Origin of the sequence: Micromonospora matsumotoense, assembly GCF_050951065.1 — a bacterium.
In the GTDB taxonomy this organism is placed as follows: Bacteria; Actinomycetota; Actinomycetes; order Mycobacteriales; family Micromonosporaceae; genus Micromonospora; species Micromonospora matsumotoensis.
The window spans coordinates 7,046,371-7,067,960 of record NZ_CP192025.1 but is presented as its reverse complement, the minus strand read 5'-3'; the positions used below and the strand labels follow the sequence as shown (position 1 = coordinate 7,067,960).

The 21,590-nt window shown below is 71.4% G+C and carries 21 protein-coding genes, 1 tRNA gene, 1 other RNA gene and 1 pseudogene; 13 read left to right on the top strand and 11 right to left on the bottom strand.

The genetic code is table 11. The features are described 5' to 3' along the window. Window positions 1-385: 385 nt before the first annotated feature. From ACQP1S_RS30345 to ACQP1S_RS30325, 5 genes are all read right to left on the bottom strand, one after another. Window positions 386-880, bottom strand: coding sequence for a hypothetical protein (locus tag ACQP1S_RS30345; protein WP_425413172.1), 495 nt, complete (start codon window positions 878-880; stop codon window positions 386-388). A 32-nt stretch (window positions 881-912) separates the two neighbouring features. Next, window positions 913-1,527, bottom strand: a complete 615-nt coding sequence (locus ACQP1S_RS30340) for a hypothetical protein (RefSeq protein ID WP_432901358.1) — start codon at window positions 1,525-1,527, stop codon at window positions 913-915. Window positions 1,528-1,630: 103 nt separating this feature from the next. Then, window positions 1,631-2,158, bottom strand: coding sequence for an NUDIX domain-containing protein (locus ACQP1S_RS30335; protein ID WP_432901356.1), 528 nt, complete (start codon window positions 2,156-2,158; stop codon window positions 1,631-1,633). Window positions 2,159-2,179: 21 nt separating this feature from the next. Next, entirely contained in the window at window positions 2,180-2,404 is a 225-nt protein-coding gene (locus ACQP1S_RS30330; protein ID WP_432901354.1) for a hypothetical protein, read from the bottom strand. A 184-nt stretch (window positions 2,405-2,588) separates the two neighbouring features. Beyond that, window positions 2,589-2,795: a helix-turn-helix transcriptional regulator gene (locus ACQP1S_RS30325; RefSeq protein ID WP_432901352.1), complete on the bottom strand. Its 207-nt coding sequence runs from the start codon at window positions 2,793-2,795 to the stop codon at window positions 2,589-2,591. Window positions 2,796-2,953: 158 nt separating this feature from the next. Between ACQP1S_RS30325 and ACQP1S_RS30320 the strand changes: the two genes are divergently transcribed. Beyond that, window positions 2,954-3,202 carry a flavin reductase gene (locus tag ACQP1S_RS30320; protein WP_432901350.1) on the top strand — a complete coding sequence of 83 codons (249 nt, stop codon included), beginning with the start codon at window positions 2,954-2,956 and terminating at the stop codon, window positions 3,200-3,202. Between the two features lie 191 nt (window positions 3,203-3,393). Here ACQP1S_RS30320 and ACQP1S_RS30315 read toward each other — a convergent pair whose 3' ends face one another. Beyond that, window positions 3,394-4,089: an alpha/beta fold hydrolase gene (locus tag ACQP1S_RS30315; RefSeq protein WP_432901348.1), complete on the bottom strand. Its 696-nt coding sequence runs from the start codon at window positions 4,087-4,089 to the stop codon at window positions 3,394-3,396. A 296-nt stretch (window positions 4,090-4,385) separates the two neighbouring features. After that, on the bottom strand, window positions 4,386-4,910 hold the full coding sequence (locus ACQP1S_RS30310) for a TetR/AcrR family transcriptional regulator (RefSeq protein WP_432901346.1): 525 nt from the start codon (window positions 4,908-4,910) through the stop codon (window positions 4,386-4,388). A 144-nt stretch (window positions 4,911-5,054) separates the two neighbouring features. On the opposite strand from ACQP1S_RS30310, the gene ACQP1S_RS30305 reads away from it, so the two are divergent. Further along, window positions 5,055-5,951 carry an SDR family oxidoreductase gene (locus ACQP1S_RS30305; RefSeq protein ID WP_432901344.1) on the top strand — a complete coding sequence of 299 codons (897 nt, stop codon included), beginning with the start codon at window positions 5,055-5,057 and terminating at the stop codon, window positions 5,949-5,951. Window positions 5,952-6,223: 272 nt separating this feature from the next. Further along, window positions 6,224-6,481: pseudogene (locus tag ACQP1S_RS30300) on the top strand (tyrosine-type recombinase/integrase); the annotation flags it as partial. An 89-nt stretch (window positions 6,482-6,570) separates the two neighbouring features. Here ACQP1S_RS30300 and ACQP1S_RS30295 read toward each other — a convergent pair. Beyond that, window positions 6,571-6,655: transfer RNA gene (locus ACQP1S_RS30295), tRNA-Ser, on the bottom strand. Between the two features lie 82 nt (window positions 6,656-6,737). Here ACQP1S_RS30295 and ffs point away from each other — a divergent pair. The 4 genes from ffs to recR all read left to right on the top strand — a co-directional run bounded on the left by ffs (window position 6,738) and on the right by recR (window position 10,862). Further along, window positions 6,738-6,827, top strand: an RNA gene (ffs, locus tag ACQP1S_RS30290) — signal recognition particle sRNA small type. A gap of 107 nt (window positions 6,828-6,934) precedes the next feature. Next, complete coding sequence (locus ACQP1S_RS30285) at window positions 6,935-9,844, top strand: DNA polymerase III subunit gamma and tau (RefSeq protein WP_432901342.1); 2,910 nt, start codon at window positions 6,935-6,937, stop codon at window positions 9,842-9,844. Between the two features lie 108 nt (window positions 9,845-9,952). Further along, window positions 9,953-10,261, top strand: a complete 309-nt coding sequence (locus ACQP1S_RS30280) for a YbaB/EbfC family nucleoid-associated protein (RefSeq protein ID WP_218108246.1) — start codon at window positions 9,953-9,955, stop codon at window positions 10,259-10,261. A 7-nt stretch (window positions 10,262-10,268) separates the two neighbouring features. Further along, complete coding sequence (gene recR / locus ACQP1S_RS30275) at window positions 10,269-10,862, top strand: recombination mediator RecR (protein ID WP_091247817.1); 594 nt, start codon at window positions 10,269-10,271, stop codon at window positions 10,860-10,862. Window positions 10,863-10,979: 117 nt separating this feature from the next. Here recR and ACQP1S_RS30270 read toward each other — a convergent pair whose 3' ends face one another. Continuing rightward, the gene (locus tag ACQP1S_RS30270; RefSeq protein WP_432901339.1) at window positions 10,980-11,576 is read right to left on the bottom strand and encodes a hypothetical protein; all 597 of its coding nucleotides are present in this window, start codon (window positions 11,574-11,576) and stop codon (window positions 10,980-10,982) included. A 634-nt stretch (window positions 11,577-12,210) separates the two neighbouring features. On the opposite strand from ACQP1S_RS30270, the gene ACQP1S_RS30265 reads away from it, so the two are divergent. From ACQP1S_RS30265 to ACQP1S_RS30245, 5 genes are all read left to right on the top strand, one after another. Beyond that, the gene (locus tag ACQP1S_RS30265; RefSeq protein WP_432901337.1) at window positions 12,211-13,887 is read left to right on the top strand and encodes an ABC transporter substrate-binding protein; all 1,677 of its coding nucleotides are present in this window, start codon (window positions 12,211-12,213) and stop codon (window positions 13,885-13,887) included. A gap of 99 nt (window positions 13,888-13,986) precedes the next feature. Continuing rightward, window positions 13,987-14,994, top strand: a complete 1,008-nt coding sequence (locus ACQP1S_RS30260) for an ABC transporter permease (RefSeq protein ID WP_432901334.1) — start codon at window positions 13,987-13,989, stop codon at window positions 14,992-14,994. Beyond that, window positions 14,991-16,106: an ABC transporter permease gene (locus tag ACQP1S_RS30255; protein WP_432901332.1), complete on the top strand. Its 1,116-nt coding sequence runs from the start codon at window positions 14,991-14,993 to the stop codon at window positions 16,104-16,106. The genes ACQP1S_RS30260 and ACQP1S_RS30255 overlap by 4 nt, the downstream gene beginning before the upstream one ends. 145 nt (window positions 16,107-16,251) lie before the next feature. Beyond that, a complete protein-coding gene (locus ACQP1S_RS30250; RefSeq protein WP_432901330.1) occupies window positions 16,252-17,238 on the top strand; it encodes an ABC transporter ATP-binding protein in 987 nt (328 codons plus the stop codon). After that, on the top strand, window positions 17,235-18,536 hold the full coding sequence (locus ACQP1S_RS30245; protein ID WP_432901328.1) for an ABC transporter ATP-binding protein: 1,302 nt from the start codon (window positions 17,235-17,237) through the stop codon (window positions 18,534-18,536). Before ACQP1S_RS30250 ends, ACQP1S_RS30245 begins: the two co-directional genes overlap by 4 nt. Before the next feature lie 159 nt (window positions 18,537-18,695). Here ACQP1S_RS30245 and ACQP1S_RS30240 read toward each other — a convergent pair whose 3' ends face one another. Both ACQP1S_RS30240 and ACQP1S_RS30235 read right to left on the bottom strand, forming a co-directional pair. Then, a complete protein-coding gene (locus tag ACQP1S_RS30240) occupies window positions 18,696-19,214 on the bottom strand; it encodes a hypothetical protein (RefSeq protein WP_432901326.1) in 519 nt (172 codons plus the stop codon). Further along, on the bottom strand, window positions 19,196-19,855 hold the full coding sequence (locus ACQP1S_RS30235; protein ID WP_432901324.1) for an HNH endonuclease family protein: 660 nt from the start codon (window positions 19,853-19,855) through the stop codon (window positions 19,196-19,198). The genes ACQP1S_RS30240 and ACQP1S_RS30235 overlap by 19 nt, the downstream gene beginning before the upstream one ends. A 106-nt stretch (window positions 19,856-19,961) precedes the next feature. On the opposite strand from ACQP1S_RS30235, the gene ACQP1S_RS30230 reads away from it, so the two are divergent. Continuing rightward, the gene (locus tag ACQP1S_RS30230) at window positions 19,962-21,425 is read left to right on the top strand and encodes an MFS transporter (RefSeq protein WP_432901322.1); all 1,464 of its coding nucleotides are present in this window, start codon (window positions 19,962-19,964) and stop codon (window positions 21,423-21,425) included. Window positions 21,426-21,590 lie beyond the last annotated feature (165 nt).

Genomic DNA, 21,590 nt, shown 5'->3' with positions numbered 1-21,590 from the left:
CACCGGTCCCGGTCCGACCGGTGCGGTTCCCCGCGCGGCAGGGGCTGACACGGCGGGCACGGAAGCTGACGCAGCGGGCACGGAAGCTGGTGCGGCCGGCGCGGGGGCAGGTGTCAGCGCTGGTTGCCGTACACCGGTGGCGGTGTTGCCGGTCGTCGGGCCGGCCGCCAGGGTGGCCGCCGGTCCGATCAGGACGGTGGCGACGATGGTGGCGCTGATCGCCATCCACCTCGCGACCGGGCCCGGTCGGCGGTGCGGTCGTGTGGACAGGAACGTTTTCACCATGACTCCCCCGTGAGCTGCCGCGCCGCTGCGCGGGCGAGCAGATGATTCCACGGTGGTCGATCATGAGCCATCGGATACTCGGCTGGTCGGCAGCGTGGGCTCAGCAGGGGCTGTGCCCCTCGTCGAAGAGGCGGCGGGCCCAGTCGGCGTATCCGGCGATGATCTCCCGGACGGCCGTGCCGTCGTGCAGGAAGAGGTACCCCCGGTCGCCGTCGCGGGCGAGCAGCCCGTCGAACCGGTACGTCCGTGGTGGCGCACGCAGCCGGACGGCCGACGGGTAGCGGGTCAGCACCTCCGCGACGGGGGTGCCGACGGTGATCCCCTCCGGGGTGCTCATCGGATCGTCGAGCCAGAGCAGCACGAGCCGGTCGTCGACGAAGATCGGGCTGGCCGTCCCGTGACCGGCCAGCGTCATGCCGCAGGTGTCGGCATCGGCGCGGAGCACCCCGCGTCGGGTCAGCTCCGTCTCGCTGGCACCGAACTCCGCGCCGGCCAGCCCGTGCAGCCCGACCACCTGACTGGCGCCGATCGGCTGTGCCGGGACATCGGGCCCCGATGGATGGGTGCCGCTGCCCGACGCCGAGGCAGCCACCAGTAACGCCGCAAGTACGGCAAATTGTCGCAATTTCATAGAATCCCCCAGTCCCCAACGGGACCGGGGCGTTCAGGTTGCTGGTCAGCCGGGAATTGCTGCCCTTCCCATTCCTCGGCCAGCTCGTCCCAGTAGTCGGCGGTCAGCCCGCGCCGGCCGTGGGCCAGCCAACCGGCGGTGTTCCGCTCCAGGTGCAGACCCAGCTCGGCGAACGGGTCGAGCCACCGCCCCGGCTCCGCGCCGAGCCGGACCAGCGCCGCGTTGATCGGCCACTCCTCGCGCGGCAGCGTGAAGGCGCGGTCGAAGCGCGGACCCCAGCTCAACCGGCCGCCCAGCCAGACCGCCGACGCCTGTCGGCCGAGGCCCCCGGCGAACTCCGCCTCCAGATATGCCACCGGGCCCCGCCGCGACCACCGGTCCAGCAGCCCATTCAGGGCCGGCGAGAGGATCAGCTCGAACGGCTGCCCGGCGGTCGGCTCCTCGGGGTGGAAGTCCGGCAGCGCGCCGGTCAGCTCCTCGACCAGTTGCGGGGTCACCGGCAACAGCGCGAAATCCTGTCGGAGCGCGGCCAACACCGCGTGATCCAGGTCGGCGGTCTGCTCACGCAGTAGCTCGACATCCGCGACGACCGCGCTGAGCTGGTAACTCATCCGATCCCCCCGCCATCCACACCCTGTGGATAGCACATGTGTACGACGGATCCGGAGCCGCCGTAAGTGCCCGTACGGTACTGGTTCTAGTCGATGCCCACGGTCACTCGCGGGATGCCGATTCCTGACCCGTGCCGTTGGTCAGGTAACGCGGGCGGCCGTCCCCGGCCGCGTCGAGGGCGTGGCGGAGTCGACTCCAGACGTAGGGACGCAGGAGTGTCCGGGCCTGGTCGACGGGGAAGAAACCGCATCCGCGCAGTTCCTCGTCCGCCGGAGTCGGTCCGTCATCGAGCACCCCACCGTCGAAGACGAACATCAAGCTGTCGTCCCAGGGGCCGTGTGGCGCGACCCAATCGACGACCAGCAGGCGGCCGGCGGGCCGCCGTAGACCCAGTTCTTCGTGCAGTTCCCGCTCGGCTGCCACCTGGGGTGCCTCGTTGGCCTCGGCCATTCCACCCGGGAGGTCCCAGTCCGGCTTGTAGGCGGGATCGACCAACAGGATGTCACCCCGCTCGTTGCGGAGCAGCACATCAGCACCGACCCGCTTCCGGGCCTGCTTCGCGTTGCCTTCCGCCAGGTGCGCCTGCCAGGCTTCCGGATCGCGTTCGTAGAGGGGGCGCTGATCGGCCATGACAGCCATTGTGGCCGGGTGTCAGGCGTTCGGCAGCGGGGCGGCCACCCAGTTCCTCTCCCGGAATGTGTGCTGAAGTCGGTCCAGTAGCGGCGGCACCTCCGCGCAATGACGGACGTGCGAGCGCAACAGCAGAGCGACCTGCCGAAGGTGACCGACGACCACGGCCGAGCCGAGTCCGGTGGTCTGCTCCATCGCCTGGTCCACCACCGGGCAGGCTTCGTCGGCCCGCCCCTGGCCGATCATCGCGGGAAGCCGGAACCAAGCTGGGCAGCGGGCACCTGGAGGAGACGCGCCCAGCGGACGAGCCGATCCAGGTGCACGACCGGTTCGCCGGTCTCCACCCGGCTGAGCTGCGCCTGGGCCAGTCCGAGCCAGCCGGCGCCGGTGTGCTGCCTCCGGTGAAGGCCCTGTCCGACGGGTCGGGCGGCTACTCGTCCTCTTCCGCAGGCGGGCGGGGAGGGCGGTGGTGGCGTGCCCACTCGTCCACCTCGTCCGCGTCCCAGACCGTGGTGCCGATCAGGCGGGCGAGTGGTTCAGGGAAGCCGGGCCTGCGGGTGATCTGTAGGACCCGTTGCCGCGACACGTTGAACAGGGCAGCCAGTTCGCCCGGTCCGTACAAGCGCGGTCGCTTCACCGTTCGACCGTAAGCACGGCGTTAGCTTGACTATCGCTACTTGCTGATTGACAAGTGTATGCCAGGTGGGGTGAGGTAGAGATGGCCTCCGGCCCGGTGGAGGAGCTTCCCAGCGGGCCGGGGTGCCGTGAAAGTCCGGCCCCCATCTCGGAGGCGACATGCAGAGACACGCGCCGCTCAGACCCCTCTGGATCTGCACCGCCGATGCGCTGCCCTGGCCCTGCGGGAGGGCTCGGCTCGACCTGGTCGCCGACTACGCGGGGGAGCGGGTCAGTCTCGCGGTCGACCTTGCCGAGTTGTTCCGGGAGGCGATGGCCGACCTCACCCGGATCTGCCCCGAGCCGCCCGACCCGATCACCACGTACCAGCGCTTCCTGGGCTGGGTGAAGACGACGCCCAGGGCCTGAACCCTCCTGCCCGCCCTGTTCGGCATGTCCTGGCACAGCTTCGGGGAACGACGAAAGGTCGGCTCCCGATCAGCGTCGACCCTCGCGTCGGTGCTGCTCAGACGAGCCGAGGACACGAGATTCGAAAGGCGCTGGATCGGACCGTTCCACCTTCCCGGCCGATGAACGGTATGCGTCCCGCGCATACGTCGTCAGTCGTGTGCGGCGGCGATCTTTTGCAGCAGCGCGGCGAGCAGGTCCGGGTGGGAGAGCATCGGATGGTGCCCGGTGGCCAGCTCCACGGTCCGCCCCGCCCGAGCCGCCTGGGCGCGCTGCACCTCCGGCGGGGTGGCCCGGTCCCCGGCACAGACCACCGCCGTCGACGGGGTCGAGCGCCAGCCCGCGTAGCGGACCGGGGTGGTGAGCACGGCGGCGTCCTGCCGGACCAGCCGGGCCAGCGCACCGTCCACCGCCGCTGGGTCACAGTCGTGCAGGAACAGCGGGGCGGCCAGCTCGGACCGGGCCGCGAACGTGCCGTCGGGGGAGAACTCCAGGTGGGGCGCGGGTCCGGCGGGCCCGAGATCGGCCAGGGACTCACCCACGTCGGGCAGGAACGAGCTGACGTAGACGAGGTGCCGGACGTCCCCGGCGTCGGCCGCCGCAGTGGCGACCACCCCGCCGTAGGAGTGGCCGACGAGGATCGCCGACCCGGCGTCGCGCAACACCCGACGGGTCTCCTCGACGTCGTCGTCCAGCCCCGCCGGCCGGCGCGCGTCCGACAGCTCGCCGCAGCTCGGTAGCCGTACCGCGACGCTCGCCGTCCCGCCGGCCGCGAGCAGCGAGTCGACCCGGGACCACCACCACGCCCCATCGCGTACGCACGCCCCGTGCACGAAGACGACCCGCATCGCTGCCTCCCCACCCGACCGGCCGCTGTTGCGGAAACCCTAGGGGGCGGTGCGGGGGCCGGGGTGACCGTTCTGCCGTGGGCATAGCGCGGTGCGACCTCGGCCGGGGTGTCCGCAGAGACGACGGAGGGCCGGCTCCCGACCGGGGCCGACCCTCGACGTTGTTGCTGATCAAGAGCACGGAGGATACGAGATTCGAACTCGTGAGAGTTTCATCCAGGTTGCACATGATCTTGCGCCGTTCGACTGATCCTGCGCGTCGTCGCCGGCCATCGGGGCTTCGGCGGCGAAGAATGTCAAGCTGCCAGTGCCTTCAGTTCTTCCAGCACCTCACGCTCGACCTCGGCTAGTGACCTCTGTTCGTCCTCGGCGATCCACTCGGAGAAGGCCACGTTGAAAACCGTCACGCCGGTTTCCGCCGCGAGGACGGCCGCTCGCTCGGCGACGCCGCGCGCACGCAACGCGCCGGCTATCGCCGCCGCGAGCGATGCCCTCTTCAGTAGCTCGCGTTCCAGTAGGCCGGGGTTCGCCATGATGACCGCGTGGCGCTGACGTGACCAGGGCCGTCGTTCGTCGGTGAAGGACTCCGCCGAGACGGCCAGGGCTGCGGTGACCATCTCCAGTGGCGACGCGGACGGCGGGGCCGCGCGCACGCCGTCCAGGAATGCCTGTTGCAGCATGTCCTGTCCGTCGAACAGCACCTCGCGCTTGTCGGCGAAGTGACGGAAGAACGTGCGCTCGGTCAGGCCGACGCTCTGGGCGATCTCTTCGACGGTCGTCTTCTCGAAGCCTTGTCGGACATAGAGCTCCAGTGCCGCCATCTGTAGGCGCTGCCTCGCACCTGGATCCCATCGCGCCATGGCGAGATCATACTGATGACAGCGGCTGACATCATGCGTTACGCTGATGACAGCGGCTGACATCAGCGGGGTGTTGGTTGCCGGCATCAAGAAGGAGATCCACTCATGCGCGTTTTCGTCACCGGGGCATCCGGCTGGATCGGCTCCGCCACCGTCGACGAGCTGCTCGCGGCCGGTCACGACGTCGTCGGCCTCGCCCGCTCCGACACCTCCGCCGCCGCTCTGGAGGCCATGGGCGTCACGGTCCGGCGCGGCGACCTCGACGACCTCGACGGCATCCGCGCGGGCGCCGCGGACGCGGAGGCCGTGATTCATCTCGCCAACAAGCACGACTTCGACAACCCCGCCGTCTCGAACAAGGCCGAACGAGCCGCGATCGAGGCAATCGGGGACACCCTCGAAGGTTCGGGTCGGCCGTTCCTGTTCGCCTCGGGCATCATCCCGGTCGGCGGTGGTCGTCCCGCCACCGAAGACGATGCCTCCCCGTTCCGCGGCCCCGACACCCCTCGCGGCGGCGGCGAGAACCTCGCACTGGACTACCTCGCCCGAGGCGTGCACGTGGTCGGGGTGCGGTTCGCCCCCACCACGCACGGCGCGGGCGACAACGGCCTCATGACCACTCTCGTCGGTATCGCGCGGGAGAAGGGCGTTGCCTGCTACATCGGCGACGGTACGAACCGGTGGCCCGCAGTGCATCGCTCCGATGCCGCCCGCCTCGTCCACCTCGGACTGGAGAAAGCACCCGCGGGCTCGCTCCTGCACGCGATCGCCGAGGAAGGAGTCCCGACACGCCAGATCGCCGAGGCGATCGGCCACGCGCTCGACCTGCCCGTCGACTCCATCTCGGCCGAGAACGCACCAGCTCACTTCGGCTGGATCGGCGGATTCTTCGGCATGGACATCCCCGCCTCCAGTACTCGCACCCAGGAAATCCTCGGCTGGACACCCACCGGCCCCACCCTCCTGGACGACCTCAACACAGGCGCCTACTCCCACGCCTGACAACCCGACGACGAGACGTAGGCCGTCGTGCGCACCCAGGAGGCAGGGACCGCCCCTGTACTTCTCCTCGTACCGTGGAGACTGAACCCAGAGAGATGATCAGGTCGCCGGCCGGAACAACGGCGGCGGCGAGTCATGCGCCAACGCGCGGGCCAACAGGAACTCGTCCAGCTTCGAACGGCCGACCTACAACAAGATCCACCGAAGGTGCAAGGTAATCCCGAACAGATCGCGTGTGCCGCGCTCCGGCCACCTTGCAGCCTCGCAGTTCAGCGCGGGACGGCCGGCTGCACGACGCCCGGCACACCGCCGCCACCGCGCTCCTGGTCCTGGGCGTCTCCGGCCGCGCCGTGATGGGCATCATGGGCTGGTCGAACTCGGCGATGGCCGTCCGCTACCAGCACATGACCGACCAGGTATGCCGGGACATCGCGCAGCAGCTCGGCGGACTGCTCTGGGGCGACCCGCCGACCGGGCCGGGGGAGAGGGTCACCAAGCCGCCGCCCGAGCAGCCGGAACAGGGCAAGTGAGACGACAACTGAGACGAGAGTGACGGTAGAGACGATTCAGGGCCGGTCCCCGTGGGGGCCGGCCCTGTCGTTTTTCCTGCTCAGACGAGCGGAGGATACGAGATTCGAACTCGTGAGGGTTTTATCCCAACACGCTTTCCAAGCGTGCGCCCTAGGCCTCTAGGCGAATCCTCCGCGAGCCAGGATACAGGTCCCCGCCCGCCGGGCCACCCCACCACCCCCTGAAGATCCACCGGGGGTCGGGTAGGGTGGGCGTTACCTCCCGTGCGGCGGTATCTCGTGAACCTCCCCAGGGCCGGAAGGCAGCAAGGATAAGCGAGCTCTGCCGGGTGCACGGGAGGCCTTTTTGTCTCCGCCCACCGGTACCGTACCTGCGGGTCGGGTCACGGGGTGGTGGGTGGTCACCCGCGCCCGACCGGCGCAGAATGGCTCGGTCGAGAGGAGGCGGGGCGAGTGACGCTGGCGCTCTACCGCAAGTACCGGCCGCGCACCTTCGCCGAGATCATCGGCCAGGAGCACGTCACCGAGCCGTTGTCGCAGGCGCTGCGCAGCGGGCGGCTCAACCACGCCTACCTGTTCTCCGGTCCACGGGGCTGCGGCAAGACCTCCAGCGCCCGGATCCTGGCCCGCTCGCTCAACTGCGAGCAAGGCCCCACCCCGGAGCCGTGCGGGCAGTGCGCCTCCTGCCGGTCGCTGGCCGTCGACGGCTCCGGCTCGATCGACGTCATCGAGATCGACGCGGCCAGCCACGGTGGTGTCGACGATGCCCGAGAGCTGCGCGAGAAGGCGTTCTTCGCGCCGGCCCAGAGCCGCTTCAAGATCTATGTCATCGACGAGGCGCACATGGTCTCGTCGGCCGGCTTCAATGCCCTGCTCAAGCTGGTCGAGGAGCCCCCGGAGTACGTCAAGTTCATCTTCGCCACGACCGAGCCGGAGAAGGTCCTCGGCACGATCAAGTCGCGGACCCACCACTACCCGTTCCGGCTGATTCCGCCGAAGCTGCTCCGGCCGTACCTGGAGCAGCTCACCCAGGCCGAGGGCGTCAAGGTCGATCCGGCGGTCTTCCCGCTCGTGGTGCGCGCCGGTGGCGGCAGCGCCCGGGACAGCCTCTCCGTGCTCGACCAGCTCATCGCGGGCGCCGGCCCGGAGGGGGTCACCTATCCCCGGGCCGCCGCGCTGCTCGGCGTCACCGACGCCGCACTGATCGACGAGATGTGCGACGCGCTGGCCGCCGGGGACGGCGCGGCGGCGTACGCCACCGTCGACCGGGTGGCCGAGGCCGGGCACGATTCGCGCCGGTTCGCCTCCGACCTGCTCGAACGGCTGCGCGACCTGATCGTGCTCCAACAGGTGCCGGATGCCGCCGGCAAGGGCCTGATCGACGGCCCGGCCGACCAGATCGAGCGGATGGCCGCCCAGGCCCAGCGGCTCGGCCCGGCCACCCTGTCCCGCTGCGCCGACATCGTGCACAACGGCCTGGTCGACATGCGCGGCACCACCGCGCCCCGACTGCTGCTGGAGCTGATCTGCGCCCGGATGCTGCTCCCCGGGGTCGACGACTCCACCGGCGCCCTGCTCCAGCGCCTGGAACGGATGGAGCGCCGGCTCACCCTGGGCGGCGGCGAGCTGCCGCCGGCCGCCGCCGGCTCCGCACCCCCCACCCACACTCCTGCGGTACGCCAGGAGCCTCCCGCCCCGTCCGCGGCTGCCGCCGCGCCCGACCCGCAGACCGCCGGCCCGCCGGCGGCTGTCGATGCCCTGTCCGGGGCGGCTGCCGCCCGCGCTGCTGCCGCGGCGGCCATTTCCCGGCCCACCGGTTTCACCCCACCCGCCCCTGCCGGCCCGCCCCGGGACGACTCCGCCCCGACGGCCGGTGGTTCTGCCCGGAACGACTCCGCCCCGACGGCCGGTGGCCCAGGCGTGGACGGCCCGGACCCGGTGGCCCGGCGGGTGCCGCCCGCGGCGGTGATGCCCGACCCGGCCACCCCCGAGCCGCCCCGACCCGGTGCCGCGGCACCCGGTGCCCTGGACGCGGTCGCGGTGCGCCGGGTGTGGCCGGACGTCGTCGGCAAGGTCGGCCGGAAGAGCAAGAAGGTGGCAGCCTGGGCGAGGGAGGCCACCGTCCGGGAGGTGGACGGACAGTCCCTCCTGCTCACGTTCCGCTACCCGTTCCATGCCCAGGCCCTCTCCGCCGAGCCGGATCTGCTCCTGGAGGCGCTGTACGAGGAGTTCGGCGGTCGTTGGCAGATCCGCTGCGAGGTGGCCGGCGAGCGGGGTGGCGCGTCACCCGTCGCTCCTTCCCGCCCGGCCCGACCGGCTCCCGCCCCACCCACTGCGCCGGCCGAGCCCGCCACCGGCGGTCCGGCCGGTCCGAGCGGTGGTCCGGCCGGTCTGGGCGCGAGCGGTGGTCCGGGCGCGAGCGGCCCGGGAATGAGCGGCCCCGGCCCGAGCGGTCCGGTGGGTCCGCGCAGTCATGCAGCGGGCCCGAACGGTGGTGGGGGCCCGAACGGTGGTGCGACCACCGTCAACGCACCAACTCCGGCCGGCTCCGGCCCGGCTCGTCCAGCCGGCTCGCCCGGCGGTACCCCGACCGCCTCCACCGCCCCGACGGGCTCCGCAGACTCCACCGTCCCGACCGGTTCTGCGGGCTCCACCGTCCCGACGGGCTCCGCGGGCTCCATCGCCGGCTTCGCCGGTTCGGCCGGTGCGACCGCCCAGGGTGGTCCGGCTGGCGGCGGTGCGGTGCGCCCATCGGGAGGACCCGTAGCCCAGGTGGGCAGGGCGCCGGATGACGCCCCGGCCACCTCCACCAGTGCGGTCGGTGGGGACGACGACGAGGGCTGGCCCGAACCGGCCCGCCCCGGTGGAGCCGCCAACGTCGCTACCGCTTCCGACGAGTGGCCCGAACCCGCCCGCCCGGGTGGTGCGACGGCGACCGTGACGGCAGCCGCCCCGGCGGTGCCTGCTGCGCCCGCCGTACCCAGGCCGGCTGGTCCGGCGACGACGTCGCCGCCGCCGACGGCCGGGACCGGTGGCGCGCCGGTGAGCAGCGCCATCGCGGCGGCGCGGGCAGCTGCGGCGGGTAAGGGGCCCCGGCCCGCGCCGGCGGGGCGCAAGACCGCGGACGCGGAGTGGGCCGGCGAGCCGCCCTACGACCCGGACTACGACGGCCCGACCCGTGCTGGTGGGACGTCGGGCGCGACCCGGACCACTCCCGCCTACGAGGGGTTCGACCCGGGTGACGAACCGCTGGACGAGGTGATCGACGAGCGGACCGCCCGGCAGTCGAGCGAGGAGCAGGCGGTGCAGTTGCTCCGCGAGGCGTTCGGCGCCGAGAAGATCGACGAGGTGGACGCGCGCTGACGCGCCGTTCCCCGGACCGGACCACCGGTCGCCCCCGACTAGGCTGGGCGCGGCCGAGCAGACGAGTGCGAGAAGGAGCCATCCGTGCGCCCAGGTGGACAGCCGAACATGCAGCAGATGCTGAAGCAGGCGCAGAAGATGCAGCAGCAGATCGCCAAGGCGCAGGCCGAGTTGGCCGAGGCCGAGCTGACCGGCACCGCCGGCGGTGGACTGGTCACCGCGACCGTCTCCGGCTCCGGTGAGATCAAGGGCATCAGGATCGACCCGAAGGCGGTCGACCCGGAGGACGTCGAGACCCTGGAAGACCTGGTCGTCGCGGCCCTGCACAACGCTGCCGAGGCGGCCAAGGAGCTGACCGACAAGAAGATGGGCCCGGTGGCCGGCGGCATGGGCGGCCTCGGCCTGCCCGGATTCTGACCCGCAGATGTACGAGGGTGCCATCCAGGACCTGATCGACGAGTTGGGGCGGCTGCCGGGCGTCGGCCCGAAGAGCGCCCAGCGGATCGCGTTCCACGTCCTGTCGGCGGACCCGGCCGACGTCAACCGGCTGGCCGGCGCGCTGCGCAAGGTCAAGGACCTGGTCCGGTTCTGCACCACCTGCTTCAACGTCGCCGAGTCGGAGCAGTGCCGGATCTGCCGCGACCCGCGCCGCACCGACGAGGTGATCTGCGTGGTCGAGGAGCCCAAGGACGTGGTGGCGGTCGAGCGGACCGGTGAGTTCCGGGGCCGCTACCACGTGCTCGGCGGGGCGATCAACCCGTTGGAGGGGATCGGCCCGGACAACCTGCGTATCCGCGAGCTGATGACCCGGCTCAGCGCGGGGACGATCCGTGAGCTGATCCTCGCCACCGACCCGAACACCGAGGGCGAGGCGACCGCGACGTACCTGGCGTTGATGGTCAAGCCGATGGGGATCGCGGTCACCCGCCTCGCCAGCGGCCTGCCGGTCGGCGGTGACCTGGAGTACGCCGACGAGATCACCCTGGGCCGGGCCTTCGAGGGCCGCCGGGCGGTCTGAAAACCCCTGTGCCCGGGTGGTCCGGCGCTGACTCTCCACGATCCACTGCGACATGTCGCTGGCCGGCACCCCGGGTGGGGTGCCGGCCAGCGTTGTCTTACGAGGGCGCGGGTGCGGTCAGCTGTTCCAGTGCTCGGCGACGAGGTCGGCGGCCTGCTTCTCCCACTGGGCGTAGGCGTCGGGGTAGGCGGAGACCTGCACGGTCTGCGCGGCCTCGGTCAGCGGCATGTCCTGCCAGCCGTCGACCTGCTTGAGGCCCTTCTGGAAGGCCATCGTGGCGTAGATCGGGTCGGTGATCTGCTCGGGGGTGCCCCAGCCGGAGGACGGACGCTGCTGGAACAGGCCGAGGGAGTCGTGGTCGTTGCGGTCGCCGAGGTGGCCGAGGTTCTCCAGCTTGGACTCCTGCAGGGCGGTGCCGATGGAGATGACGGCGGCGCGCTCGTCGAGGCCGGACTTCTTGGTGGCGGCGATGATCGCCTTGACGTTGGCGGTCTGCTCGTCGGTGAGGTCGATGCGGGACTGGTCGCCCTGGGTGCCGTGCGGGATCAGCTTGCCGGTGTCGGGCTTGTCGGCCTGCACGGCCACCGCGACCGGCTTCGCGTCCAGGGCGGCGGTGCCGGGGGCACCGTGGTTCATGGGGCCGGCGGCGAGGCCACCGGCGAAGGCCAGACCAGCGATACCGAGGGCGCTCTTACGCAGCATGGTGGTGTTCATGGGAAAGCTCCATTCGGGGGTTGGCGACGCACCCCGGGGGAGGGGCGCGACGCAAGCACCACGACGGGGCGCTCAGAAGGGGGAGGCCGGCGGCGGCACGAGCGGGGGACTCGCGGCACCGGACCAGGTGTAACGACCGCCGGCCCACCGTCATTCCGCCGGGGGCGGAGGCATCGGGCCTGGCAGCGGGGGTTGCTGCTGCGGTCGTACGGAGGGTGTAACGCCGCCGGGCCGGCCCGGATTCCGTCGTGGGGGTGCCGCCGGTCACGGGACGCCGACCCCAGAACGCCCAGGCCACACCGAACCGACTCACGGATCCCCGGGAACCGGACGTTCGGCGGTCGAACCAGCCTCTGTCGTACCCCGTGAAGGGCGGTGAGCGGGCCGATGTGACGGCGGGTGACCGGCGGCGGGCATGGTTTCGGATGTTCGGGCGATTTCCGGGCATTGCCCGGCGGCGTCGCTGTGACAGTCCTGTTTGTCGGTAGATCCGGCGGTGTCAGACCTTGCGCTTGGTGTCGGGTTGATAGCGATTGACTAACGGCCGTTCCGCTTCGGTGTGTCGTGTCATAGCCTCCCGCTCACGGACCGAGCCATGGACCGGCGTTGTTCAGGCGGATGACAGAGGTGAGAGATGCAGGCGAGAAGGCTAAGGACGGCCGTGAGCCTCGTGGCCGTTGCAGCCCTGGCGGTCGGCGCGGCCGGCTGTGCGGAGAGTGACCGCGGCGATGACAGCAGTGGCGAGGCCAAGACGGGCGGCACCTTCATCTTCGCCGGTGCTGGTGACCCGAAGAACTTCGACCCGATCTTCAACGACGACGGTGAGTCGTTCCGGCCGGTCCGGCAGATGTACGACACGCTGATCCAGCACAAGCCGGGCACGGCTGACCTGGTGGGTGGCCTGGCCGAGAGCTGGGAGCACGACCCCGACGGCAAGGTCTGGACCTTCAAGCTGCGTCAGGGCGTGAAGTTCCACGACGGTACCCCCTTCAACTCCGCCGCGGTCTGCTACAACTTCGACCGCTGGTACAACATGAAGGGCGCCGCCGCCCAGTCGCAGATGATCTACTACCAGGACGTCTTCGGCGGGTTCGCCAAGAACGAGGCCGAGGGTGCCGGCCAGGCGCTCTACAACAAGTGTGAGGCGAAGGACGACGGCACCGCAGTCGTCACGCTGAACCAGTACAAGGGTGCGTTCCCCGGCGCGTTCGCGCTGACCGCGCTCTCGATCGCCAGCCCGGACGCCCTCAAGAAGGGCGACGCCGACACGGTCAAGCAGAACGGCGACTCCTTCGAGTACAGCTCGTTCGCCACCACCACCCCGGTCGGCACCGGCCCGTTCACGTTCGGCGGCTGGGACAAGGCCAAGAACGAGATCACCCTGAACCGCAACCCCGACTACTGGGGTGACAAGGCCAAGGTCGACAAGGTCATCATCAAGGTGATCAAGGACGAGAACACCCGTAAGCAGGAGCTGCGGGCGGGCACCGTCCAGGGCATCGACTTCCCGGCCCCGGCCGACCGCAAGGCGCTCTCCGGTGAGGGCTTCCAGGTCCTCGACCGCCCGGCGTTCAACGTCCTCTACCTGGGCATCAACCAGAAGAACCCGAAGCTGAAGGACCTGCGGGTACGCCAGGCCATCGCCTACGCCCTCAACCGTCAGCAGCTCGTGCAGACCAAGGGCCCGGGTGGCACCAAGGTCGCCGACGAGTTCATGCCGGACACCGTGCTCGGCTACGCCCCGGACGTGCAGAAGTACGAGTACAACCCGGACAAGGCCAAGCAGCTGCTCAAGGACGCCGGCGCCGAGGGGCTGACCCTCAACTTCTACTACCCGCCGGACGTCTCCCGGCCGTACATGCCCAACCCGCAGGAGATCTTCACCGTCCTCGCCAACGACCTGCAGGCCGTCGGCATCAAGGTCAACGGTGTGCCGCGTCCGTGGAACGGTGGGTTCAAGGACGACGTGCAGCAGTTCGGCAAGCAGGACCTGCACATCCTCGGCTGGACCGGTGACTACAACGACCCGGGCAACTTCGTCGGCACCTTCTTCGGCCGGGGCAAGGTCGAGTTCGGCGACCAGGCCATGACCGAGATGTTCGAGGCCATCACCAAGGCCGACGGCACCGTCGACGAGGCGGGCAAGAAGGCGGCCTGGGAGCAGGTCAACCGCGACATCGCCGCCAAGTGGCTGCCGGCCGTGCCGGTCTGGCACGCCCCGCCGGCCATCGTCGTCACCAAGGACGTGCAGGGGCTGACCGCCAGCCCGTTGACCGACGAGCGGTTCAACACGGTCAGCGTCAGCAAGTGACGTCCGTCGGCTGACGCCGTAGGCGTGCATCGGCCCGGGTCGGGAGCAAGTGCCGGCCCGGGCCGATGCCGCGAACATCGAGAGTCTGGTGTGTGAGAGATGTTGCGAGTCATAGTCCGCCGCCTGCTGCAGCTGGTGGTGACGCTGATAGCGCTGTCCGCGCTGATCTTCGTCTGGTTGCGCAACCTGCCCGGCGGGCCGGTCGAGGCGCTGCTCGGCGAGCGGGCCACCCCGGAGCGGCGGGCGCTGCTGATCAAGGCCCTCGGTTACGACCAGCCGATCCTCGTGCAGTACGGCAAGTTCATGCAGCGGGTCCTCACCGGGGACCTGGGCAACTCGATCCGCTCCGGTGACCCGGTGACCGACGTCATCGCCCGCGCCTTCCCGGCCACCATCGAACTGGCCGCCGCCGCCATGATCATCGCGGTCGGTCTGGGCGTGCCGCTGGGCTACCTCGCCGCCCGCTACCGGGGCCGACTCCTCGACAACCTGACGATCGCCGGCACCCTGCTCGGCATCTCGATCCCCATCTTCTTCCTGGGCTACCTGCTCAAGGACGTACTCACCCAGGACATTCACTGGTTCCCGCCGTCCGGTCGGATCAGCACCGGGGTGGACAACACCACAGTGACCGGGTTCTACGTCCTGGACGGCCTGCTCACCCGGGAGTTCGACGCCAGCGCCGACGCGCTCTGGCACCTGATCCTGCCGGCGATCACGCTGGCCACCATCCCGCTGGCGGTGATCGTCCGGATCACCCGGGCCAGCGTGCTCGACGTGCTCAACGAGGACTACGTACGGACCGCCGAGGCGAAGGGTCTGCGGCACCGCACCATCCGGGGTCGGCACATTCTGCGCAACGCCCTGCTGCCGGTGGTCACCACCATCGGTCTGCAGACCGGCGCGCTGCTCTCCGGCGCGGTGCTCACCGAGAAGGTCTACAACTGGGGCGGCCTCGGCACCCTGATCACCGACTCGATCAGCGGCGGCCGGGACTACCCGGTGCTCCAGGCGATCATCCTGCTCGCCGCGTTGGTCTTCGTGCTGGTCAACCTGCTGGTCGACCTCTCCTACGCCTTCATCGACCCGAGGGTGCGTGTGCGATGACCGACCCGACCACCCGCCCCGGCGTGGGCAAGCCCCGCGCCGGCGACAGCCCGGCCGGCACCTCCGGTGAGAACCCGACCGGGACGCCCGCCGAAGGCTCGGCCCACACGCCCGCCGAGAACCCGACCGGGACGCCCGCCGAAGGCCCGGTCGGCCGGAGGGAGCGCAGCATCGGCCGGCTGGGCGACCGGAAGCGGGCCCGGCTGGACGAGCTGGCGCGGGCCACCGCGGACCCGGGTGGGGTCAGCCTCTACCGGGACGCGCTGCGCCGGCTGCGCCGCAACCCGGTGGCCATCGTCGGCGCCGTCATCGTCGGGCTCTTCGTGCTGGTGGCGATCTTCGCCCCGCTGATCGCTCCGCACGACCCGGTGCAGCGCTTCGACGAGCTGACCCGCGACCTGACCGTGGACAGCATCCCGGGCGCCACCGCCGGGCACCCGTTCGGCTCGGACCCGCTCGGCCGGGACTTCTTCTCCCGGATGATCCACGGCAGCCGGCAGACCCTCTTCGTCGGCGTGCTCGCCACCCTGATCGGCCTCACCCTCGGCGTGCTGCTCGGTGCGGTCGCCGGTGCCTTCGGCGGCTGGGTCGACGTGGTGCTGATGCGGCTCACCGACGTGATGCTGGCGCTGCCCAGCCTGCTGCTGGCGATCACCCTGGTCGCGATGGCCAGCCGGTCGAGCCAGTGGACGGTCATCTTCGCGGTGGCGATCGTCAGCGTGCCGATCTTCGCCCGGCTGCTGCGCGGCTCGATGCTGGCCCAGCGGGAGAGCGACCACGTCCTCGCCGCGCGGGCGTTGGGCGTCAAGGAACGCAACATCGTCCTGCGGCACATGCTGCCCAACTCGTTGACCGCGGTGATCGTGCAGGCCACCCTGACCTTCGCGGTGGCGATCCTGGACGCGGCGGCGCTGTCCTTCCTCGGCCTCGGCGACCCGGACATCAACCGGGCCGAGTGGGGGCTGATGCTCGGTGTGGACGGCCAGCGCTACTTCGAGGTCCGCCCCGAGCTGGCCTACTATCCGGCGCTCGCGATCATCGTGGTCGCGCTCGGCTTCACCCTGCTCGGTGAGGCCATGCGTGAGGCGATCGACCCGAAGAACCGACGGTGACGGCGGTGCGGTGGGTCGGTGCGCGGTCCGGCCAGGCGACGGTACGGCGGGCCGGTGTGGCCCGCGGCACCGGACCGCTCGGGCACCCGGTGGTCCGGCGACCGCAGTCGGGAGCGAACGACCAGCACAGTGAGGAAGTGACCCGATGAGCCTGCTCGACGTACGCGATCTGAGCGTGGTGTTCCAGCGCCGGGGCGAGCGGCCGTTCACGGCGGTCGACCAGGTCAGTTTCACGGTGGAGCCGGGGCAGACCGTCGGCCTGGTCGGCGAGTCCGGCTGCGGCAAGAGCGTGACCAGTCTGGCGATCATGGGGCTGCTCCCGAAGCGGGGCAACCGGGTCACCGGCGAGGTGCTCTTCGAGGGCACCGACCTGCTCGGGCTCCGCCCGGACGACCTGCGGGACCGGCGGGGCCGGGACATCGGCATGATCTTCCAGGACCCGCTCTCCTCGCTGAACCCGGTCATCCCGATCGGGGTGCAGGTCGCCGAGGTGCTGGAGCGGCACCGGGGAATGACCCGGCGCAAGGCGCTGCGGGAGGCCCGGGAACTGCTCGACGCGGTCGGCATCCCGGACCCGGACCGCCGGCTGACGGAGTTCCCGCACCAGATCTCCGGCGGCATGCGGCAGCGGGCCCTGATCGCGATCGCGCTGGCCTGCAAGCCCCGGCTGCTGATCGCGGACGAGCCGACGACCGCGCTGGACGTCACCATCCAGGCGCAGATCCTCACCCTGCTCAAGCAACTGGTCGACGAGACCGGCACCGCGCTCATCATGATCACGCACGATCTCGGGGTGGTGGCCGGTCTCTGCGACACGGTCAACGTGCTCTACGGCGGCAGGGTGGTGGAACGGGCCGCCCGGCACGAGCTGTTCGCCCGACCCCGGCACCCGTACACGCACGGGTTGCTCAGCTCGGTGCCCCGGCTCGACTCGCCGCGGGGCGAGCGGCTGCACGCGATCCGTGGCTCGGTGGCCGACAACATCCCGTGGGTCGAGGGCTGCGCCTTCGCGCCGCGCTGCGACAACGTGGTGGACGCCTGCCTGGACGGCCCGCCGCCGTTGGAGCCCACCGCCTCCGGCGGCGACCTGCGGTGCAACAACCCCGTTTCGGAGGAGGTGGCGGTGCCGTGACCGAGCGGACCGGACCGGAGAACGACGCCGCGACCCCGCGGCCGGGCATGGACGAGGCCGCGACCCTGCGGCCGGGCACGGACGACGCCGCGACCCCGCGGCTGGGCACGGATGACGCCGTGACCGGGCCGCCGAGAACGGAGACCGGGCAGGGCGAGGCGGAGGCCGGGGCGGTGGCCGGGCAGGCCGGGGCGGTCGATGCGGCGGGGCGGGAGCGCCCGCTGATCGAGCTGCGCGACGTCAAGGTGCACTTCCCGATCAAGAGCGGCCTGCTCTTCGACCGTACCGTCGGATATGTCTACGCGGTCGACGGCGTCTCGCTGTCGATCAACGCGGGTGAGACGTACGGGCTGGTCGGCGAGTCGGGTTGTGGCAAGTCGACGCTCGGCCGGGGTCTGCTGCGGCTGGTCGAGCCGACCGACGGTGAGATCGTCTTCGACGGCACCGACGTGCGCGCGCTCAAGGGCGAGTCGATGCGCACGGCCCGCCGCCGGATGCAGATGATCTTCCAGGACCCGCTGTCCAGCCTCGACCCCCGGCAGTCGGTGGAGTCGCTGCTGGTGGAGGGGCTCAAGGCGCACGGGCTGGCCGACGACCGGGAGGCGACGAACCGGCGGCTGCGGGAGACCCTGGAGGCCGTCGGCCTGTCCGCGTCGGCGTTGAGCAAGTACCCGCACGAGTTCTCCGGCGGGCAGCGGCAGCGCATCGGGATCGCCCGTGCGCTGGTCCTCGACCCGGATCTGATCGTCGCCGACGAGCCGGTCTCCGCCCTGGACGTGTCGATCCAGGCCCAGGTGCTCAACCTGCTGGAAGACCTCCAGAACGAGCGCGGGCTGACGTACCTGATCATCGCGCACGACCTGGCGGTGGTCCGGCACATCGCCGACACGGTCGGGGTGATGTATCTGGGTGGGCTGGTGGAGGAGGCGTCCAGCGACGACCTCTACCGGGAGCCGATGCACCCGTACACCAGGGCGTTGATGTCGGCGGTGCCGGTGCCGGACCCGCTGGTGGAGGACCGGCGGGAGCGGATCCTGCTCGCCGGGGACCTGCCCTCGCCCACCAACCCGCCGCCCGGTTGCCGGTTCCACACCCGGTGCCCGTGGGCGCAGCCGACCCGCTGCGTCGACGAGCGTCCGGCGCTGCGCGACGTCGTCGGCGGACACCGGGTGGCCTGCCACTTCGCCGAGGACATCGCCGCCGGGCGGGTCCGCCCGCACGAGGTGGAGCCGGAGCTGGTCCGGCCGGACGACGGCGGGGCACCGGGCGACACCGGTGAGCTGATCCCCACCCTGTGAGCAGCTGACGAGGGGCCCCTTTCCCGGGTGCGGGAAGGGGGCCCCTCGTCACGCGCCAAGCCGAGCGAGCGGTCGGCGGGACGGTTACGGCCGCCGCAGGTGTGGCCGCAGTGGCGGTGATCGCCCGGGCGACGCCGACCGGACCGCTGCGGGGAGGGGTCAGCCCTCGGGGCGGTGCAGCAGGGCGACCGCAACGGTGTGCACGGCGTCCAGGCCGGCCGGGTCGGCCAGCTTGGCGGCCGCGCCGGTCACCGCGTACCACTCGTCGGCGTCCTTGTACTGGACGGCGAGGGTGACCTGGCCGTCGGCGTACCGGGTCTTCAGGGTCAACTCGCCGGTCACCACGCCGACCTCGTCGGTCATCACCCCGCCGGGACCGGCGACCAGGTCGGCGGTCAGCTCGCGGGGCGTACCCGTGCCACCTGCGTCGGCGGTCATCCCCGCGCCGGGCACCTCGGCCGACCCGGCGGGTCGGCCGTCGGCGGTCATCCCGGCGGTGGCCGCCCCCTCCGCCGGTGCGGCCGGGTCGGCCCCGCTCCCGTCGGCTGGCGGCCCGCCCCCGGGAACTGCCCTGCCCTCCGCAGCTGCCGGTCCGGCCGCGGACGTCGCCGGTGTGGCCGGGTCGGTTCCGGCGTCGGTACCGTCCGGGTCGGCCGGTGTCAGCGCTTGCCCGCCCATGTGCACCCCCCCAACATGTCGCTGATGGCGGTCTTCTCGGCGCTGGTCACCGTCAACCGCCAGTGGTGCTTGACCGCTACCCAGTGTTCCGCGTAGGTGCACCAGTAGGCGCGGTTCGGCGGTTTCCACTGCGACGGGTCCTGGTCACCCTTGGACCGGTTGGAGCTGGCGGAGACCGCGAAGAGCTGCGGCCGGGTCACGTCGTTGGCGAAGTCGCCGCGCTTGGCGTCGTCCCACTCGTCCGCGCCGGAGCGCCACGCGTTGGCCAGCGGCACCATGTGGTCGATGTCCACGTCGGAGGGGTCGGTGAAGGTCCGCCCGTCATAGACGCTCTCCCACCGCCCGCCGACCACGTTGCAGCCGGAGAGGCGGATGTCCTTCCCGTCCCGCTGGAGCACGGTGTCCCGGACGTCACAGTTCTTGCCGGTGTCCCGCCAGTGCGGGAAGCGGTTCCGGCTGTAGCCCTTCATCGAACCGGCCTCGGCGACGGTCAGCTCCGAGAGCTGCTCACCCACGTTGCCGGCGTTGCCTGGTGGCGCCTCCGGCTCGGCCACCGAGACGTCACAACCACCCGCGCCGAAGGCGAGCAGCGCGGCAAGGGCCGCCGCCACCGCCGCGCGGCCTCCTGATCTGGTACGCACAGACGACACCTCTCCAGCTTGCGGCTTCCGGCGATCCCGCACAGTACCCAAGCACGGTTTCTGCGTTTCGTGGCGTCTCCGGATGCGGGCGTGCAGATTGGTACCCATGACGGCACCCGCTCACGCGCTCCGCATCCGTACCACGGCCGGACGGGGGACGCTGCTCGCGGCGATCCTCGCCTCCGGCATGGTGTTCCTGGACAGCACCGTGGTCAACGTGGCACTACCCCGCCTGGGTGCGGACCTCGACGCCACCGTGGCCGGTCTCCAGTGGACGGTCAACGGGTACGCGCTGATGCTGGCGGCCTTCGTGCTGCTCGGTGGGTCGCTCGGGGACCGGTTCGGCCGGCGGCGGATCTTCCTGATCGGAGTGGTCTGGTTCGCGGTCGCCTCCGTCCTGTGCGGTCTCGCCCAGGACACCAACCAGTTGATCGCCGCCCGGTTCCTCCAGGGCGCGGGCGGGGCGCTGCTCACCCCGGGTTCGCTGTCGGTGCTCCAGGCGAGCTTCCACCCGGACGACCGGGGTCGGGCGATCGGCACCTGGTCCGGGCTGTCCGGCGTGTCCACCGCGCTCGGGCCGTTCGTCGGGGGTTGGCTGGTCGACGCGCTCTCCTGGCGGTGGATCTTCTTCATCAACCTGCCGCTGGCGGTCGGCGTGCTGCTGGCGGCGATGCGCTGGGTGCCGGAGAGCCGCGACGAGAACGTCTCCCGCAGTGCCGGCCGGCGGTTCGACATCGCCGGTGCGCTGCTCGGCGCGGTGGCCCTGGGCGGGCTCACCTACGCCCTCATCGACGCCCCGGTACGCGGGGTCGGCTCCTGGTCGGTGCTGCTCGCCGCCGGCGTCGGCGTCCTCGCCGCAGTCTCGTTCGTGCTGCTGGAGCGGCATCGGGACGAGGGGGCGATGCTGCCCACCACGCTCTTCGGCAGCCGGCTCTTCTCGGTGCTGAACGTCTTCACCGTGCTGGTCTACGCCGCGCTGAGCGGGTTCACCTTCTTCCTCTCCGTCTACCTCCAGAACGTCGTCGGTTGGTCGGCGCTGCGGACCGGGCTGGCCACCGTGCCGATGACGGTGCTGCTGCTGCTCGGTTCGGCGCGGGCCGGGGCGCTGTCGGCGCGGATCGGCCCCCGGCTGCTGCTGACCGTCGGCCCGGTCGCCGCCGCCGGTGGTCTGTTGCTGCTGCGCCGGGTCGGGCCGGGGGCGTCGTACTGGTGGGACGTGCTGCCCGGGGTGCTGCTGTTCGGGATCGGGCTGACCCTGGTGGTGGCGCCGTTGACCGCGTCGGTGCTGGCCGCCGTGGCGGACCGGTTCGCCGGGGTGGCCAGCGGCTTCAACAACGCCGCGTCCCGCACCGGTGGCCTGCTGGCGGTGGCCGCGCTGCCGCTGCTGGTGGGTCTGTCCGGCACCGGCTACGAGCAGGCGACCGCCCTCACCGACGCGTTCCGGGGCGCGATGGCCTGGTGCGCCGGGCTGTTGCTCGGTGGCGCGCTGCTGGCCGCCCTGCTGGTCCACCGTCCGCCGTCCCCGGACCGCGCGCCGGGTCGGGCCGCGCCGTCGACCAGGGGCGCGTAGCGGGCGAGAGCGTCGGGTGGCCGGCCGGTGGCGGGATGGGCGCGGCGGGGTGGCCGGCCGGTGGCGGGGGTGGGCGCGGTCGGCCGTGCCGCCAAGGACCGGCAGCCGGCCCGGGGCTCGTGGTGATCCGGGATCGTCCGGCGACGACCACGAGCCCCGGGTCGC

Coding starts and splice junctions, on each gene's coding strand:
- ACQP1S_RS30265 (WP_432901337.1), top strand. CDS start 12,211: ATGCAGGCGAGAAGGCTAAGGACGGCCGTGAGCCTCGTGGCCGTTGCA.
- ACQP1S_RS30330 (WP_432901354.1), bottom strand. CDS start 2,404: ATGATCGGCCAGGGGCGGGCCGACGAAGCCTGCCCGGTGGTGGACCAG.
- recR (WP_091247817.1), top strand. CDS start 10,269: ATGTACGAGGGTGCCATCCAGGACCTGATCGACGAGTTGGGGCGGCTG.
- ACQP1S_RS30315 (WP_432901348.1), bottom strand. CDS start 4,089: ATGCGGGTCGTCTTCGTGCACGGGGCGTGCGTACGCGATGGGGCGTGG.
- ACQP1S_RS30240 (WP_432901326.1), bottom strand. CDS start 19,214: ATGGGCGGGCAAGCGCTGACACCGGCCGACCCGGACGGTACCGACGCC.
- ACQP1S_RS30260 (WP_432901334.1), top strand. CDS start 13,987: ATGTTGCGAGTCATAGTCCGCCGCCTGCTGCAGCTGGTGGTGACGCTG.
- ACQP1S_RS30270 (WP_432901339.1), bottom strand. CDS start 11,576: ATGAACACCACCATGCTGCGTAAGAGCGCCCTCGGTATCGCTGGTCTG.
- ACQP1S_RS30280 (WP_218108246.1), top strand. CDS start 9,953: ATGCAGCAGATGCTGAAGCAGGCGCAGAAGATGCAGCAGCAGATCGCC.
- ACQP1S_RS30230 (WP_432901322.1), top strand. CDS start 19,962: ATGACGGCACCCGCTCACGCGCTCCGCATCCGTACCACGGCCGGACGG.
- ACQP1S_RS30320 (WP_432901350.1), top strand. CDS start 2,954: ATGCAGAGACACGCGCCGCTCAGACCCCTCTGGATCTGCACCGCCGAT.
- ACQP1S_RS30250 (WP_432901330.1), top strand. CDS start 16,252: ATGAGCCTGCTCGACGTACGCGATCTGAGCGTGGTGTTCCAGCGCCGG.
- ACQP1S_RS30305 (WP_432901344.1), top strand. CDS start 5,055: ATGCGCGTTTTCGTCACCGGGGCATCCGGCTGGATCGGCTCCGCCACC.
- ACQP1S_RS30335 (WP_432901356.1), bottom strand. CDS start 2,158: ATGGCCGATCAGCGCCCCCTCTACGAACGCGATCCGGAAGCCTGGCAG.
- ACQP1S_RS30340 (WP_432901358.1), bottom strand. CDS start 1,527: ATGAGTTACCAGCTCAGCGCGGTCGTCGCGGATGTCGAGCTACTGCGT.
- ACQP1S_RS30310 (WP_432901346.1), bottom strand. CDS start 4,910: ATGGCGGCACTGGAGCTCTATGTCCGACAAGGCTTCGAGAAGACGACC.
- ACQP1S_RS30255 (WP_432901332.1), top strand. CDS start 14,991: ATGACCGACCCGACCACCCGCCCCGGCGTGGGCAAGCCCCGCGCCGGC.